Raw genomic sequence first — 15,513 nt, 5'->3', positions numbered from 1 at the left:
GAGGTCGAGGCTGAACTCCACGTATCCTTTCAAGTCCGCATAACGGGTGGCGGGTCAGCGGCGGCGGCACGCTTGATGTCGTGACAGGACGCTGCATATCCATCTAAGGTGCGAGACACTCTGAAGGCTTCTTACCCTTCATGACCGACTTGAGCGCCAAACGAGGCGCAACGCCCAAAGACACAAAACTCCTGCGGCGGCGGTGATGAGAACGTACCAAGGCTCCGTCGCCATCTGCCTTTCCTCGATCATGCGCCACAGATGTGCCAAGGTGAGCACGCCAAACACCACGCCCGTCGTCATGACATAGGCCTTCATTGGATCGCCTGCGGACGAAGCAACATTGCACTCATCGGTTGAAACGCCGTCTAACGGGCGGCGAGTCCGCTGCAACGCCATGTTCCGCCGCCTTTACTGGTGCCGATTGTCACGTGCGGTGCTGGAACACCCTCAAGAGGTTATACCCCCGCCTACCTGGGCCGGGAAGCGACGCTATTCGACGATCTCTTTCTTGAGACTCTGGGCAAACGCGACCACGTCGCGCTGTTCGGCCTCGGGCACCTGGAACTTCGCCAGGGTCGCGGCGGCGTGACCGAGGAACACGTTCCAGTCGCTCTCGCTGATGCGCATGCCGCGATGGCAGAGCGTCATGTCCCGGCCGCGGTAGTACACCGGGCCGCCCGCGCTCGCGCAGAGGAAGTCGATCAGGAGCTGCTTCTCGCGCTTGACTCCGTCCTCCCCGCGATGTGCCCAGAAGCGGCCGAGCTGCGGATCGCCCTGGAGCCGGGGCAGCAGGTCATTCGCCACCGCCGTGATCGCGTCGTAGCCACCAAGCCGCTCGTAAAGGGTCTTCTTCTCGTTGCTCATCGTTTTCTCCTCCAATGTTCCAAAGAGAGCTCGGCCTCGAGGGGCAGCGCTTCCTCCGCAAGCCCCTCGAACTGGTCAATCGATGACTTGATCCGCTCGTCGCAGGAGCGAGGGCGAGATCGTGAGGCCGAGTGCCTTCGCGGTCTTCAGGTTGATGATCAGTTCAAGCTTGGTCGGCTGCTCGATCGGGAGGTCGGCCGGCTTCGCGCCTTTCAAGATCTTGTCCACGTAGGTGGCGGTGCGCGCCTGGAGACTAGACGTATATGCGTCATAAGCCATCAGGCCGCCGGCATCGACCATGGGTCTGTAAGCGTACATCCCTGGCAATCTGTGTTGGGCCGCGAGTTGGACCACTCGGTTACGCTGAGCGGTCGCCACAGGGTCGCCGAGCAGATGCATGACGATCGGGATCGTGCGAGTTGCCTTCTTCGCGGCTTGAGCGGCCGGGGTGGTGGTCACAACGATGACGTCCGCCTTGAGTCGCAGGCAGTCAGCCGTGAGGGCGGGAAACTGCTCGCCTCGGCCAGCCGCGGAGAGGTAGTCGATGGTAATGGTCTGCCCGTCCACATAGCCCAGGTCGCGCAGGCCTTGGAAGAACGGGTCAAATCTGCTCGACCGCGGCGTACCTGGATCGAACGTAAGGAAGCAGAGCCGCGGGATTTTCTGCGCCGCAGGGGCGAGCGGCAGAGCAAAAACTAGGAGGGCAACGAAAAGGGCGCTGAGATGTATCACGTCCGCCTGACGCATTCTTCCCACGGCACCCTCGGAGAGCCGCTGCCATGTCGCCACGATTTGGCCCCTCCACTTGTGCGGCGTACGGTCAGCATCGGCCGCGCCGCGAAGCGCCCGCGGAGCGGCGTCGGCTGCATGCGGTGTTGGTCACTCCAACGTGAATTCCTGGAAACGCTCGGGTGCGTATCGAGCGGCGAGCAACCCGGTTGCTTCCTCGATTTTGATGGCCTGCACCAGCACGCCTTCCTGAGCATAAGGCAGGTAGGCTTGGCACTGGCCCGACGGGTCGATGAGACATGTCGCCGATTCCTGGAAGCGCAAAGCATAGTTGACACTGGCAAAGTAGATCGTGTTCTCGATGCTGCGCATCATCATCGCCTTCTCGTAGTAAGGGCTACTGGCCGCGCCCCACTGCGTCAGACGGACACCCTCTCGATCACTTCCCGTCTGGTGAGGATGAAAGACGACCTTGGCGCCCCGCACGGCCGCCCATCGCACCGTCTCGGGATAGCGCCAGCCCTCATGGCAAATTGCCACGCCAAACTTAGTCCCCTTGACCTCGAAGAGTCGCCGGGTATTCCCGGGCACATAGAACTGATCTTCGCTCGGGGCCAGCTGGTTCTTAGTTTGGCATCCCTGAATCTGGCCCCCGGCGTCAATGACAACGGCGACAATCTGCCGGCCCGCCTCTGTGAGTCTTTCCATCCCTAGGATCGTGGTCACCGCATACGTTCGCGCCCACTGCGCCACGGTCTGGAGTACCCGTTCCTGGTGCGTCTGATCAAAGGGTAAGACTTCAAAATCCTGTCCCCGCAATCCTGGGAGATAGGCTTCCGGGAAACACACGATCTCCGCGCCCTGGGCCGAAGCTTCGGATAGGAGCCGCTTGATCTTGTCCAGGCCATCATCAAGGGATGAGGCGACACGAGGCGAGGCCAGGGCAATGATCATGGACGACCTCCGCTGCGAACGGATTCGATTGGTGTAATTTGGCTGGTGCGCCGGTCCGCTCCAACGCTGGTCAGATGGCTCGTCTCGTATCGTGAGAGCGAAAACGGTCCATCCCCTTGGCGCGGGCCTTCGACGCTTCAACTTCTCGATCGCGAGGCGGAGCGTTCGTAACGAGAGCGTGGAGGAGCACCCGTGCTGCCTGCGCCACCTCGTCCACCGCTCGGGTGAAAGCGGATTCGTTAGCTTTGGACGGCTTTGCGAAGCCGCTCAATTTTCGGACGAACTGTAGGGAAGATGCCCGGATCTCCTCGTCCGTCGCCGGCGGCTTGAAATTGTGCAGTGTTTTGATGCTTCGGCACATGCCAGGTTCTCCTGACCACCTAGCTAGAATTAGACGGCCCTGAAGCGCCACGATCTATTGCATATCCCGCAGTCTAGCGCATCTGTACCCGCGGTCCAGTCACCACTTCGAAGAGCGCGCCGTCGGCGCTTGGAGGCGTCACGTCGCCGATCACCACCGCGTGGGCATCGCCGGCAGCATGGAGCGCGGTGACCGCAGCCGCCGCGCGATCGGCAGACACGCCGAAGAGGAGACCGCCCGAGGTCTGGGGATCGAAGATCAGGTCGAGCAGGGGCACGTCGGCGTCGTGCTCGACGCGGATGGCGCGGCGGGCGCGCGCGTTCTCGGGATGGAAGGTGCTGCGGTGGCCGCGCCGCAGGAGCGTGGCGGCGCCGGGGAGATGGGGCAGCGCGCGGAGATCGATCGTCGCGCCGGCCTTGCTCGCCCTCAGCATCTCGCCCAGATGGCCGGCGAGTCCGAAGCCGCTGATGTCGGTGCACGCGCTGGCCCCCATCTGCACGGCCACGCGGGAGGCGGCGGCATTGCTCCGCGCCATGGAAGCAACAGCCGCCTCCATCCACTCGCCCCGCGCCCAGCCACGCATGTCGGCGAAGAAGAGCACGCCCGTGCCGAGCGGCTTGGTCAGGATGAGTTTGTCGCCCGCGGAGAGGCCGCCGATCCTTAAGAGCGCATCCGCGGAGGCGGCCGTGCCGAAGACGGCGAAGCCCACCGAGAGATCATCGCCATTGGTCGTGTGGCCGCCGACCAGCGTGATGCCTTCCGCGTCGAAGACCGCGCGGGCGCCGGCCAGCGCCTGATAGAGCGTCTCCTCGGCGCGCGCCGGCTCGACGTCGGGCACCTGCACCCAGGCCAGGGCGAAGCGGGGTGCCGCGCCCTTGGCCCAGAGATCGCTCGCCGCGTTGACGGCGGCCACGCGTCCGACCAGGTAGGGATCGTCGGTGAAGGCACGGAAGGCATCCACGCTCGACACGATGATCTCGCCACGCGCCGTCGCCACCGCCGCCGCGTCGTCGGGCACGGCCAGCCCGAGCACGACATCGGGATCGCTCACCGCGCCCAGCCGGTCGAGCGCGCGGGTGAGCACCGACTCGCCTACCTTGGCCGCGCACCCGCCGCAGAGCATGTCCTGCGCCATGGCGGGCGCCCGCGCGAACTCGGGCTGAAGCTGGCCGCCCTGATCCAGCACCTGGAAGCGCCGGACGAAGCGCCGGTCGATCCAGTCCTTGAGGGTGAAGGCCCAGTCGCCCTCGAGCGCAATTCCCCACTTGGACGCCAGCGCCCGGCCGTCGCCCAGGTTGAGCAGCGACAGAAAATCCCGCTGCGGCCGGTAGCGGCGCATCGACCCGCCCATGACGCGCGCGCGCAGGTTGGCGATGAGTGTCGGCCCCTGGCGCACCGCATAGACGCCGGCCTTGGGCAGGTTGGGATCGGTCAGCAGGCTCGCACAGTCGCCGACCGCGAAGATCTCGTCGTGCCCGACGGCCTGCAGCGTCGCCCTCACGCACACGAAGCCCGCAGGATCTCGCTCGAGCCCGGCCCCGTCGAAGATGGGCAGGCTCGCCGCGCCCGTCACCCAGACGAGCGCGTCCGCGGGGACGATCTCGCCGCCCTCCAGCTCCACGTGATCCGGGCTCGCTCGCGCCACCGAGACCCCGCAGCGCAGCTCGATCCCGCGCGCGCGGGCATTGAGCTCGATTCCACGCACCGCGGCGCCCGGATAGCCTGGCAGCACCGTCGGACCCGCCTCGAGCAGCGATACCGACGCGCCACCAATGCCCTCACGCTCGAAGCGCGCGCGGAAGGCGAAGGCCACCTCGACGCCCCCGGCCCCCGCGCCCACCACCACGAGCTTGAAGCCCGGTCGGGCGCGCGCGCGCTCGACGATGGAGTCGGCCGAGCGCACGAAGGCCCCGATGGGCCGCGTGGGGATTGCGTGCTCGCCAATTCCGGGTCTGTCCAGGCCCGCGATGGTCGAGCCGACGTCGAAGGAAATCGTGTCATAGGCAATCGGTGGTCGGCCTTCGAGGTTGACGCGGCATTGAGAAGGTTCGAGGCCCGTGGCCGCGGCGACGATGAAGCGCGCTCCGGCCCGCATGGCCAGCGGCCTCACGTCGATCTCGAGCTCGTCCTGGCGATACTGACCCGCCACGAAGCCTGGCACCATGCCCGAGTACACCGCCACGGGCCGGTCCACCACCACGGTGAGGCGCACGCCGGGCGCGGGATCCATGGCCCAGGCGCGGAGCACCTGGATGTGCGTGTGCCCGCCGCCCACCAGGACGAGATCGTGCCGGATCGCCACCGAGGGATTCATCCGGCCAATCGTAACATTTGCGCTCCACGCCCACCGGCGCGGCCCTTCGACACGTACGCATAAATACGTATCGACGCCAGAGCGCTGTTCCGGTAGAGGAAGGGCCGGCGTCGATACTCCGTCCGACGAGGGACTGACGACGCCCCATGAGTGGAGGGCTCATGCCCTGGTCCCGCGTCCCGACCGGAGGACAAAGAAAGACCCGCGATACTGCGAGCCTACCGTGGAGATTCCTGTAGCGACGTCCCTGGGGCGCCGCAGGCGTAACGAAGCTCCCTCCAATTCTCCCCTGGAAGCAGCGTGACGGACTGCGTCGGGTGTCTACTGACGAGGGCGGTCAGGGTCGCTTTCCGGTCGCGATCGCTCGGATGGCTGGAAAGGTACTTGTCCGCAGCGGATTCCTCGTGCTTGTCGGCCGTGTCTTTGGGCGGTTCGAAGAAGGCGATCATGCCGGCCGGATCCACGCGGGCGGCCAGCAGCATCTTCAAGCCCTCCGTGTCCGCCTCTGTTTCCGCCTCGCGGCTGTAGCGGAAATGGCCCAGCACCCGCGCGGCCTCCAGACCGTAGGCCAGTGGACCCGTGACATCGCCCGTGAGCGCGGCGATGAGCAGGCCCGACGATGCGTGCTGGACGATGGCCCGGGTCGAGTGGCGCTGGAGCACGTGCTGGAGCTCGTGAGCCAAGACGCCCGCAAGTTGCTCGGGCGAGTCAGTACGCTGCAACAGGCCCCGGAATATGACGACGGATCCGCTCGGGGCCGCAAAGGCATTGACGATCGGCATGTCCACGACGTAGACACGGAGCGTGTAGGGCGAGCGGGGCGCCGCGGCCGTGAGCCGGCCGAGGATCGTGTCGATGGCCGCCACCAGCTGTGGATCCCGGCAGCGCCTTGCCGGCGACGCCACATGGTCGACGACACCTTTGCCGAGCTGCTCCTCCCAGGCGACGGGCACCCGCAGAGCCACCTGGGCGGCCAGGAGCGGTATGCCCCAGAGATACATCATCGCGCTGAGCCCGATGACGGCGCCGGCCGCCACAGCCGTCAGTTGCAGCCGTCGGCCCCGGCGCGCGGGATTGTGGAACCGCCTCGAGAATTCAGGCGCCAGCTCGTGGAGGCTCTGGAGAAAGCGCAGGTCCCGCACGACCAATACTTCCGGCATCTGCCCCCCGTGCTCGAGCCGAACTTCCTCGCCTGCGTAGGCACCCTGGGTTTGCCGGACCTGGGCATAGGGCCAGAGCCGCGTCCGCCCACCGGCGGGCGTGACTTCGAGACCTTCGCGCATCAGACGCACGATGGCCCGGTGACGGATGGCGGTCTCTCCGTCGAGATAGGCAGCCGGCCAATCAGTTGGCATCGGAAGCCCGGGCTGGGTCAGGCGAGATCGAAGCCGGAGTCGAAGAAACCGGCCAGCGCCTCGCCCGTCGCCGACGGGAACTGAGCCTGCTGCTGGATCCGCTCGAGATCCAGTGGGCCGAGGAGGCTCAGGTATCGGTAGGCGAAGTGAATGTTGCGAACCTTGACCCACGGCCAGGCGAGGCCCAGGGTGCCGACGAGGATCAGCGCGTTGAGCGCGTGAAGCCTGAGCAGCGCGCCGCCCGTCACAGTCGAGCGGAAGCGCGCCTCGCCGAAGCGCGTGTGCTCCCAGAGATAGCGGCGCTTGCGTGCTGTCCACCAGAACCAATACAGGCCGAGCGTAAAGGGCGTCAGGAGGACAGCCCGCACGAAGTGCTCCATTAGATCACGGCCCTGCCCGGAAAAATCGAAGCGTTCAGTGCCGAAATAGCTCTGCGAGACCAGGAACGCATGTCGGCGCACGAGGAAGACGGGATAGTAAAAGCCGAACGTCACGAAGCTGAGCAGGGTGCCGCGGATGAAGATCTTCATCAGCGGCCACGTCCGCCCATGGAAGGAGAAGCGAACGCCCCGCCAGGACGTTCGGCTGAGCCGATAGCGGCGAGCGCCCACGATCGCCACGGGTACGAAGCTGAAGCCCACCGCCGAGGATACGAGTCCGACGGCAATCTTGACGGCGGTGGGGACCTCGATCCGCTCCCGAATCACATGCAGCGCCAGCAGGGGCACGCCGAAGACCAGGAGGGCCTTCACCGTCCCGATCAAGAGCTCTCGGCCGGTACCGTGATAGGCGAATCGGTCGCCGGCAAACTCGGTCTGGCTGAAGAGGAACCGCCGTGTCCGCGTCTTGGCCCAGAAGTAGTAGAGGCCTAGGGTGCCGAGGGTGAAGAGCACGTTGACGATGTGGATCCCGAAAAGCGTCCCGGCCTCCCCGCGGAAGCTCGGCTGCCGGACCGCCGGCGTACTGGATGATTCTGCGATTCGTGAGGGCGTGCGAGGTAGCGATGAGGGTGGCGCCGGTGGTGACGCCGGTGGGCGAGGAGAGTCGAATGGACTGCGTGGATCGACCGCGCTACCCATCGGGGATACCGCCGCCCCCGCCGAGGGTTTTCTGAAGAACGACGACCCGTCATCTGGTCGCGGGATGTCGCTCTCCATGGAGCCACTATGGTCAACGCCTCTCGCTCAAGTCAAACTTTCGCCGCCCGTCACCGTCGCATGATGCGTTCTGAGGCATGTCAAGGTGTCAATCTTGGGGGGCGCATCGTCGTAATTCGTCACCGCGGTGACGCGCGAGCAACGCCAAAACGAGTGGAAGGCCCCGCTTGGGCGGGTTCGCGCATGGCACAGCGTGTGCAGCGCCACCCACCGTGGACCGGTCCGCCAGCTCACGCCCGTCCCCGATGCGGATTCGCCCCACCGTCATAGTCGCCGCCGTCCTGATGCTCCTCTGGCTCGTCGCCTACTGGCACCTGAGCCAGCTCAGCTCAGAGCTCTTCCAGGTCTCCCGCACGGGCCCTCGCGCGTTGGCGCACTATCTGGCCGGGAACTATCGGGACGCCGCTCGCGCCTATCGTGCAGGCTTGAAGGGCCAGCTGTCCCTGCCGTATCTGTACGATCCTGCCGGCTACTGGGCCTTCCGGATAGGCGAGGTAGACGAGGCGGAGCGCCGGGCACGGACCACGCTGGCCCTCGTGCCTTCTGCCCTCGAACCCCAGATCACGCTTGCCGAGCTCGCGCTCGAGCGAGGGAAGCCGAGCGAGGCCGTCAAGACATTCGCGGCGGTCCTTCACCGGCACCCTGACCACGTGGACGCCCTCTATTTGGGTGCCGTCGCCCTGGCGCGCACAGGCGACACCGGCTCGGCGATCCAGAGCCTCAATCGCGCGCTTCGCGCCAACTCCGCTGGAGGGCGCGACACCATCCTCTACCGCATCATGGAGCTGGCCGGTGAGCTCCGGGAGCGGCCGCCAGGGCAGCGACCCCTCTGTCTGCTCGCACACCTGCACCGCTATCTCCGCATCTTTGATGAGCGCCAGGGTCTGACCGCCATGCGCTACGCGCAGGAAGCCATCGCCGCGGGTGATCGCTCCGCCGATGCCTATCTCACGCTCGGGATCGTGCACGACAAGCGCGGAGAGTACGAGGCGGCGCGGCGCGCGATGGGGCAGGCCATCGTCGCGGATCCTCGTCACGCGGAAGCCCTGCGCTGGCTCGCCGTGGAGGCGGACAAGCTGGGCGACCCCCTCCTGCAATATCAGATGATCACCAGGGCCTTCGAGGCCGCGCCCACCGACCCGTTCTACCTGCGCGACCTCGAGCGCATCCTCGTCACCAGGCTCGGTGATCCCCTCGGCATGGCCACGCGCATGCAGCAGGTCATCGCGCTCGACGGCAGCAACGCGGAGGCCCATGTGCGGCTGGCCAAGGCCCTGGCCCTGCTGGGTGATGATGCCGGGGCCCGGCAACATGCCCAGCGCGCACGGGCCCTGCGGGGGCGCCGCGGAGAAGGGCCATGAGCGGCGCGGTCGATCGGGCGGCGCGGCGGCTCCTGCGTCTGCGCGTGCTCTCCATGTTCCTGCTCTGCGTCCTGACGTTCTGGTTCGCCATGGTGGCGGGGACATACCGGGCCTCGAACCGCTACCTTGCCCTGGCCGTCTTGGTCGGGATGGGCCTGCTGGTCTTGGATGCCGCGCTGCTGGTGCGCCGGGTGTCAAACGCGACGCCGTCGTCGGTGGCCGCACACATGCTCGAGATCGCGGCGCGGTTTGCGCCCCTCGTGGTTCTCAACCTCATGATCCTGAACGTCTTCGCTCCGGTGCTGGGACTCATCGCATCCGTGATCGTCGGGATGCCGGTGCTCAAGACGTGGCTCACCATTCTTGGGCGGCTGTCCGGGCAAGCGCTCTTCGGCCTGTTTGTGCTCGGCCTCACCGGGTTGATCGCTGTCCGGGTCATGCGTGTCCTCGATTGGGCCGTCGCGCGTTGGCGCCTCGTCGAGCGAGTGGTGACTGTCGGGGATCGGGCCGTCGTTGTCGTCACCGGGCTCTATTGCGCGCTGGCCATGATCCTCACCTTCAACGGAACGCTCGACCGGGCCGACGCCACCGAGCATCCGAGCGAGATCATCCGCTTGTGGGGTGCGTCGGGGACGGGCTTGTGGTGGGCGGATGTACGCTCGTGGGAGGCCCCGGAGCGGCTGAAGCGCGTGGTTATTTTTCCCGAGCGCGACCTGGTCGTCCCGACGCTCCTGAACGAGGGTCAGCCGGTTCGTGTGCGGATCCGTCCGGGGTTCTTCGGGCTGCCATGGGTGGAGAGTATGCGCCTCGACTTCGACCACGAAATGGAGCCGCTGGTCGCCGCGGCGCCGTCGGCCGCCGCGCCCCGCAAGCGGCTCATCGCGATGCTGCTCCGGGACCAACGCTGGGCTGAAGCCGCCGCCCACACCGCCAGCTACGCCCGGTACCATCCAAACGATCGGGCGCTTCTCAAAGAGGTGGTGGCCTCTTTGCGAGAGGCCCGGCAGTTCGAGCGGGCCGCGGCGCTCGACCGGCTGGTCCTCCCCGTCTCCCAGGCACGAGGCAGTCGGTGACACGCCCCTCGGTCTTGGCCCTAGCCCTGCTCGTCGTGCTCAGTGCGCCGGATCCAGGTTCGGCGGCAATCTATCGGTGGGTCGACAGTGACGGGGTCATCAACTACAGCGACAACGTGTACCGGTTCGAGGCCCATCAAGGCCAGGTGAACCCGCAGCACGTCGGACCGGCTGCCGACTCGAAGCCGCAGAGATCTCTGCCCGCCGAGGCCCCAGACGTCCCCAAGGTCTTGGAAGGCACTGGCCCAGCTCGATTGGAAAGCGTCACGGTGGAAGTGATGCGCCTGTCCGGTATTGACGTGCAGGTCGCGCAGGTGGCGGCAATCATCCAAGGTGAATTCGAAAGGTGGATGAGCTTGGGGGTCCAGCCGCCACCGGGGGCCGCCAGCCTGGTGGCGCAACGGTTCAACGCCGACATGCTCCGGCGCAACATGCACCAATCCTTGACCCGACACCTCGGCCAACCTCAGGCTGCCATACTTCTGAGCTGGCTTCGCAGCCCGCTCTCCCAGCGCATCGTCGCTCTCGAGGGCGCCTCCTCGAGGCCTGACCAGCTTGACGAGCTGACCGCCTTCGTCAATCGGCTTCCCTCTACCCCGCCGACCCCGACTCGTCTCGCCTTGATTCATCGCCTCGAACGCGCGGGCGAGGTCACGGACAGCTCGGCCACCGTGGCGGTGGCGGCCGTGGCCGCGCTTCGAAGAATCATGACGCCTCTGGTCCCGCCCAGCCTCCTAGGCCGGCTCGGCCTGGATGGGCAGGCGGCTGGTCCCGCCATCGACGAAGGTTACCGGCTGCGTATCATGACCTCGCTCCTGTTCACGTATCGTGACCTGAGCGACGCTGAGCTCGGTCGCTATGTCACCTTTCTCGAGGCACCCTCCGGCCGCTGGTTCACTCAGGTCGTGCGCGCGGCCTTTCTTGCCTCCCTCGAGCCATCCGGGCCGCGAGAACGCCCAGGCATCGTCACGGCCGGGAACAGGAAGACTCGGTAGCGGTGGCAGGATCGTCGTCCGCAGGCAGTCCAGCACGGCCCGTTGGTCACAACAGCTCAGTCGTAACATTCCCTCTCCTCGGCACCCGGAGCGGTCGAGGTCCGCGGTCGGTGGCGGAAGAATGTGGCACACCACCGCCTGAGTCAAGCTGCGTTCTGTGTTACGGACCGGGAGGGAGCGTCCGACAAATGTCGTTTTGTGAGACCTGACCCCTAGCGACATCTAGCGAGGCGGCGTGTAGCCGAAGAGGCGCTTGGCCTTGATGGCCTCGGCCGCCGGTGCCGGCACCATGGTTTCCCAAGAGGGATCGCCCTTCTGGATGCGCGCCAGCACGTCCGGAGGGTAAATCGACAGCGAGCTCGCGTCGAACTCCTCGATGGCCTCGAGCCGGCCGCTCTCGAGAAGAAGCTCGCGCAGGTGACGCCAGAGGGGCGGCGTCCCCCCGCTCGTCACCGTGACGAGCTGGCCCGTGGACGGATCCTGCGTCGGGTAAACGTACATCTTGACCGAGCGCTTGAAGAGCCGCCCCGCCGCCTCGAGGAGCCCGCCGCCCAGATCGGTGTAGTACTTGTCCTGGGAGATCTCCTGCACGCTCGGCATGCCGACGGCGATGCCGATCATCTGATCGGTGAAGCGGGTGAGGTACTCGGACACGTGGTAGTACTGCTCGAAGCGCGAGATCAGCACGTTGAGACCGAGAGCGCCCAGGATATCCGCCCGCGCGAGAAAATCGGCGTGGTCGATCCCTGACGGCGAGGTCAGATTGCGGAGCGTCATCTCCATGAGGACCACCGGCTCCTGGCCCGACACGCTCGTCTCTCGCAGGAAGCGTGCCCGCGCGCGCTCGACCAGGTCGAGGGTGAGCTTGGTGATGGGCCGGAAGCTGCCGCGCTCGATCAGGATGGGCTTCTTGTAGAGCACCTCGGAGGGCTGGACGACTTCCCCTGCCGCCGTGAACATGGCGGCGTCCGTAAGATCCTGCTCGACGAGCTGCAGGCTCATCAGCCGGTTGTCCACGCCGAGGAAGGCGGGCCCGGAGAGCTTGATCATGTCCACGTCGAGGCGCTCGCGCGAGAGCTCGTCCAGGAGCGCGCCGATGAGCCCGGCGGGATCGCCATGGCGGAAGAGCGCCCCGTGGATCAGGTTGATGCCGAGGACGCCGAGCGCCTCCTGCTGGGCGATGGCGGTGCGGTCGTGCAGGGTGACGTAGACGATGGCCTCGGACGGCTCGGCCAGGGGCTGATGCTGGAAGCGGATGCCGACCCAGCCGCGGCCGTCGTCGTGGTGCTTGAAGCTGCGCGTGGCCACGGTGTCGGCGAAGGCGAAGAAGGCGGTGGTGGCGCCACGGCCGGGCCCGAGCGTCTGCACGAGCAGGTCGAACTCGCGCGCGAGCATGGACTCGAGCCGCTCGCGGCTGACATAGCGCTTGGTGGGGCCGTAGAGGGCATCGCTGACTGCCATGTCGTAGGCGGAGATGGTCTTGGCGATGGTGCCGGCGGCGCCGCCCACGTGGAAGAGCCAGCCCGCCACCTCCTGCCCCGCCCCGATCTCGGCGATGGTGCCGTACTTGGCCCGATCGAGATTGAGCTCGAGCGCCTTCTGCTCGGTCGTGGTGTGCGTGCCCGCCATGACGGGAATTGTGGGCGACCCGCCCAGCGATTGCAATCGGGCCCGTGCGCAGCTGCCCCCTCACCCTGCCCTCTCCCCCGATGGGGGAGAGGGATGTGAAGAGAGAGCCGCATGCCCTTGTTTCTATCCCTCTCCCCCGCCTCGGGGGAGAGGGCCGCCGTTCGAGATGAGACGCTCGCCTCGAGCGGCGAGGCGAAAGCTGAGTAAATGAGGGGGAGAGGTGTCAGGCGGAGACGCCGGAGGCGCTCGCGAGCTGGCGGGAGACGAGATGCGCGTAGAGGCCGCCCTTGGCGAGAAGATCGCGATGGGCGCCGATCTCTGCCACCTGCCCGTCCTCCAGCACGATGATGCGGTCGGCGTTGCGCACCGTGGAGAGGCGGTGCGCGATGACCAGGGTCGTGCGGTTGCGAGCCAGGAGGTCGAGCGCCCCGCGCACCGCCTGCTCGCTGACCGCGTCCAGGTGCGAGGTCGCCTCGTCGAGGATCAAGACGGGCGCGTCCTTGAGAAAGGCGCGGGCGATGGCCACGCGCTGACGCTGACCGCCGGAGAGCTGGGCGCCGCGCTCGCCCACGATCGTGGCGAGGCCATCGGGCAGCGAGGCCATGAAGTCGGTGAGGGCGGCCTGCTCCACGGCCGCCGTCACCTCTGTCTCGGACGCCTCCGGACGGGCGAGCAGGATATTGTTCCGCAGCGTGTCGTTGAAGAGATAGGTGTCCTGCGCCACCAGGGCCACCCGGCGGCGCAGCTCGTCGAGTCCGAACTCTCTCAGATCGTGACCGTCCAGCCGGACCGAGCCCACGTCGGGATCCCAGAACCTGAGGAAGAGACTGGCGATGGTGGTCTTGCCGGCGCCGGAGGGGCCCACGAGCGCCACCGTGCTCCCGCGCGGGACGGCAAACGACACCTCGGTGAGCGCGGGGCGCCGGCGGCCGGGATAGGTGAAGGTGACCTGTGACATCTCGAGGGCTGGCCCGCCAGGAATCGCGCCGTCCACACCGGCGCCGTCCGCCACCAGCACTCGCTCGGCATGCACCGCGTGCACCCGCCGCGCGGCGCCCAGCGTGTCGGCGAGCTGGCGGCCCACCTGGGCGATCTCCCACACGGGAATGAAGGCGGACATCGCCAGAAGCGTAAGCAACGGCAGAATGGCCGCGTCGAGTCGGCCCCCCGCGGCCAGCGCCGCCCCCACCACGACGACGGCGAGCCCGCCGATCCCCGTCGCGATCTCCTGCAGCGAGGTCTGCAGGGTCAGGTCGTGGAGGAAAGGCATGCGCACGCGGAAATACTCCCGCGCCTTGGCGGCAAACTCCTCGCCGCGCGCGCGCACCTGCCGGAAGGCGACGATCTCGCCGAGCCCCTGGACCGAATCCACGGCGTGCGCGGTGAGATCGCCGGAGACTTCGCGCGCGCGGGATCCGAGCCGGTCGATGCGCGAGCGCCCGAGCACGGGCGTGAGGGCGGCCCAGGCCAGGAAGGGCAGCAGGGCCAGGGCCAGGGGCCAGCCGAAGCCCGCCAGCACCACGAGGACGCCCACGGGCACGAGCACGGCCACGAAGGCGGGCGTGATCGTGTGGGCGAAGAAGTACTCGATCAGCTCCACGTCATGGGTGGCCACGCCCACCAGATCCCCCGTGCGCCGCCGCGTGAGATAGGCCGGGGCCAGCGCGTCGAGCTTGCGGAACATGTCGAGGCGCATGTCGGCGAGCAGGCGATAGGCCATGTCATGGGCGAGCCACGATTCGAGCCAGTGCAGGACGCCGGCCAGCGGCGCGGCAAGGGCCAGCGCGATCAGCAGTCCGCCGAACGGCGCGCCGTTTTTCACCGCGCGCACGATGAGCGCGCTCAGCACGCCCACCCCGATCAGCGCGATCACGCGCGACACGCCAAGCACGAAGGTCGTGATGAGCCGGGCGCGGTAGCCCGCGACCATGCCGAGCAGAACGCGGATGAGCTGCCCCCAGCCCATGCCCTGCGCGCGCAGAATCGCATCCGTCGGCTCGAAGTCCGCCAGGGCCGATGATTCATCCTCGCCCGCGGCCGGCCCCGACGCCGTGTCCAGCGCGACGAGCGGCTCGGCGCGGCCGGCCCCGTCCTGCGCCTGCGCGGCCATGAGCCGGTGATAGGTGCCGGCACGCCCCATGAGCTCGGCATGGCTGCCGCTCTCCACGATGCGGCCCTCGTCGAGGACGAGAATGCGATCGGCCCCGATGACGCTCGAGAGCCGGTGGGCGAAGATCAGGGTGGTGCGCCCCTCCATGAGCCGGTCGAGAGCCTCCTGGATCACCGCTTCGCTCTCGGCGTCGACGGCGGAGAGGGCCTCGTCCAGGATGAGGATGGGCGCATCGCGCAGGAGGGCGCGCGCGATGGCGACGCGCTGGCGCTGGCCTCCCGAGAGCCGCACGCCCCGCTCACCCACGACGGTGTCGTAGCCCTGGGGCAAGCGCACGATGAACTCCTCGGCGTTGGCGGCGCGGGCCGCGGCCTGGAGCTCGGCCGGGGTGGCGTCGGGCTTGCCCATGCGGAGGTTCTGCTCCACGGTTCCGTGGAAGAGATAGGTGTCCTGGCTGACCACCGCGATGAGGCCGCGGAGCTGATCGAGGGTGAGATCGCGGATGTCGTGGCCGCCGATCATGACGCGGCCGCGCTCCGGATCGTAGAAGCGGAGGAGGAGGCGGGCCACGGTGGACTTGCCCGCGCCGCTCGTGCCCACGATGCCGA

The 15,513-nt window shown here is 67.3% G+C and carries 13 protein-coding genes; 3 read left to right on the top strand and 10 right to left on the bottom strand.

The genetic code is table 11. The annotated features are described in order from the left end of the window. Positions 1-138: 138 nt before the first annotated feature. The 8 genes from VGT00_06105 to VGT00_06070 all read right to left on the bottom strand — a co-directional run bounded on the left by VGT00_06105 (position 139) and on the right by VGT00_06070 (position 7,659). Positions 139-318, bottom strand: a complete 180-nt coding sequence (locus VGT00_06105; protein ID HEV8530969.1) for a hypothetical protein — start codon at positions 316-318, stop codon at positions 139-141. 174 nt (positions 319-492) lie between these two features. After that, positions 493-867 carry a group 1 truncated hemoglobin gene (locus tag VGT00_06100; protein HEV8530968.1) on the bottom strand — a complete coding sequence of 125 codons (375 nt, stop codon included), beginning with the start codon at positions 865-867 and terminating at the stop codon, positions 493-495. Positions 868-942: 75 nt separating this feature from the next. Further along, positions 943-1,656: an ABC transporter substrate-binding protein gene (locus VGT00_06095; protein ID HEV8530967.1), complete on the bottom strand. Its 714-nt coding sequence runs from the start codon at positions 1,654-1,656 to the stop codon at positions 943-945. Positions 1,657-1,746: 90 nt separating this feature from the next. Next, on the bottom strand, positions 1,747-2,550 hold the full coding sequence (locus tag VGT00_06090) for a carbon-nitrogen hydrolase family protein (protein HEV8530966.1): 804 nt from the start codon (positions 2,548-2,550) through the stop codon (positions 1,747-1,749). A gap of 70 nt (positions 2,551-2,620) precedes the next feature. Further along, entirely contained in the window at positions 2,621-2,911 is a 291-nt protein-coding gene (locus VGT00_06085) for a DUF2277 domain-containing protein (protein ID HEV8530965.1), read from the bottom strand. A gap of 73 nt (positions 2,912-2,984) precedes the next feature. Further along, on the bottom strand, positions 2,985-5,213 hold the full coding sequence (gene selD, locus VGT00_06080) for a selenide, water dikinase SelD (GenBank protein ID HEV8530964.1): 2,229 nt from the start codon (positions 5,211-5,213) through the stop codon (positions 2,985-2,987). A gap of 230 nt (positions 5,214-5,443) precedes the next feature. Beyond that, positions 5,444-6,580: a M48 family metallopeptidase gene (locus VGT00_06075; GenBank protein ID HEV8530963.1), complete on the bottom strand. Its 1,137-nt coding sequence runs from the start codon at positions 6,578-6,580 to the stop codon at positions 5,444-5,446. Between the two features lie 17 nt (positions 6,581-6,597). Then, the gene (locus tag VGT00_06070; protein ID HEV8530962.1) at positions 6,598-7,659 is read right to left on the bottom strand and encodes a YjgN family protein; all 1,062 of its coding nucleotides are present in this window, start codon (positions 7,657-7,659) and stop codon (positions 6,598-6,600) included. Positions 7,660-7,982: 323 nt separating this feature from the next. Here VGT00_06070 and VGT00_06065 point away from each other — a divergent pair, with 323 nt between their 5' ends. From VGT00_06065 to VGT00_06055, 3 genes are read left to right on the top strand one after another with little or no spacing between them, the layout of a single operon-like run. Further along, the gene (locus VGT00_06065) at positions 7,983-9,098 is read left to right on the top strand and encodes a tetratricopeptide repeat protein (protein ID HEV8530961.1); all 1,116 of its coding nucleotides are present in this window, start codon (positions 7,983-7,985) and stop codon (positions 9,096-9,098) included. After that, the gene (locus VGT00_06060; GenBank protein HEV8530960.1) at positions 9,095-10,171 is read left to right on the top strand and encodes a hypothetical protein; all 1,077 of its coding nucleotides are present in this window, start codon (positions 9,095-9,097) and stop codon (positions 10,169-10,171) included. The genes VGT00_06065 and VGT00_06060 overlap by 4 nt, the downstream gene beginning before the upstream one ends. Further along, positions 10,168-11,166 (top strand): DUF4124 domain-containing protein, encoded by a 999-nt coding sequence (locus VGT00_06055; protein HEV8530959.1) that lies wholly within the window; start codon positions 10,168-10,170, stop codon positions 11,164-11,166. The genes VGT00_06060 and VGT00_06055 overlap by 4 nt, the downstream gene beginning before the upstream one ends. Positions 11,167-11,388: 222 nt before the next feature. On the opposite strand, the gene VGT00_06050 is transcribed toward VGT00_06055, so the two are convergent. Next, the gene (locus VGT00_06050; GenBank protein ID HEV8530958.1) at positions 11,389-12,795 is read right to left on the bottom strand and encodes a TonB-dependent receptor; all 1,407 of its coding nucleotides are present in this window, start codon (positions 12,793-12,795) and stop codon (positions 11,389-11,391) included. Positions 12,796-13,018: 223 nt separating this feature from the next. Then, a partial coding sequence (locus VGT00_06045; GenBank protein ID HEV8530957.1) for an ATP-binding cassette domain-containing protein occupies positions 13,019-15,513 on the bottom strand: 2,495 nt, incomplete at its 5' end.

The sequence above is a fragment of the Candidatus Methylomirabilota bacterium genome, assembly GCA_036002485.1.
Taxonomy (GTDB): Bacteria; Methylomirabilota; Methylomirabilia; order Rokubacteriales; family CSP1-6; genus AR37.
Note: the sequence above shows the minus strand (reverse complement) of the source record. Positions and strands in the feature narration are given on the sequence as shown.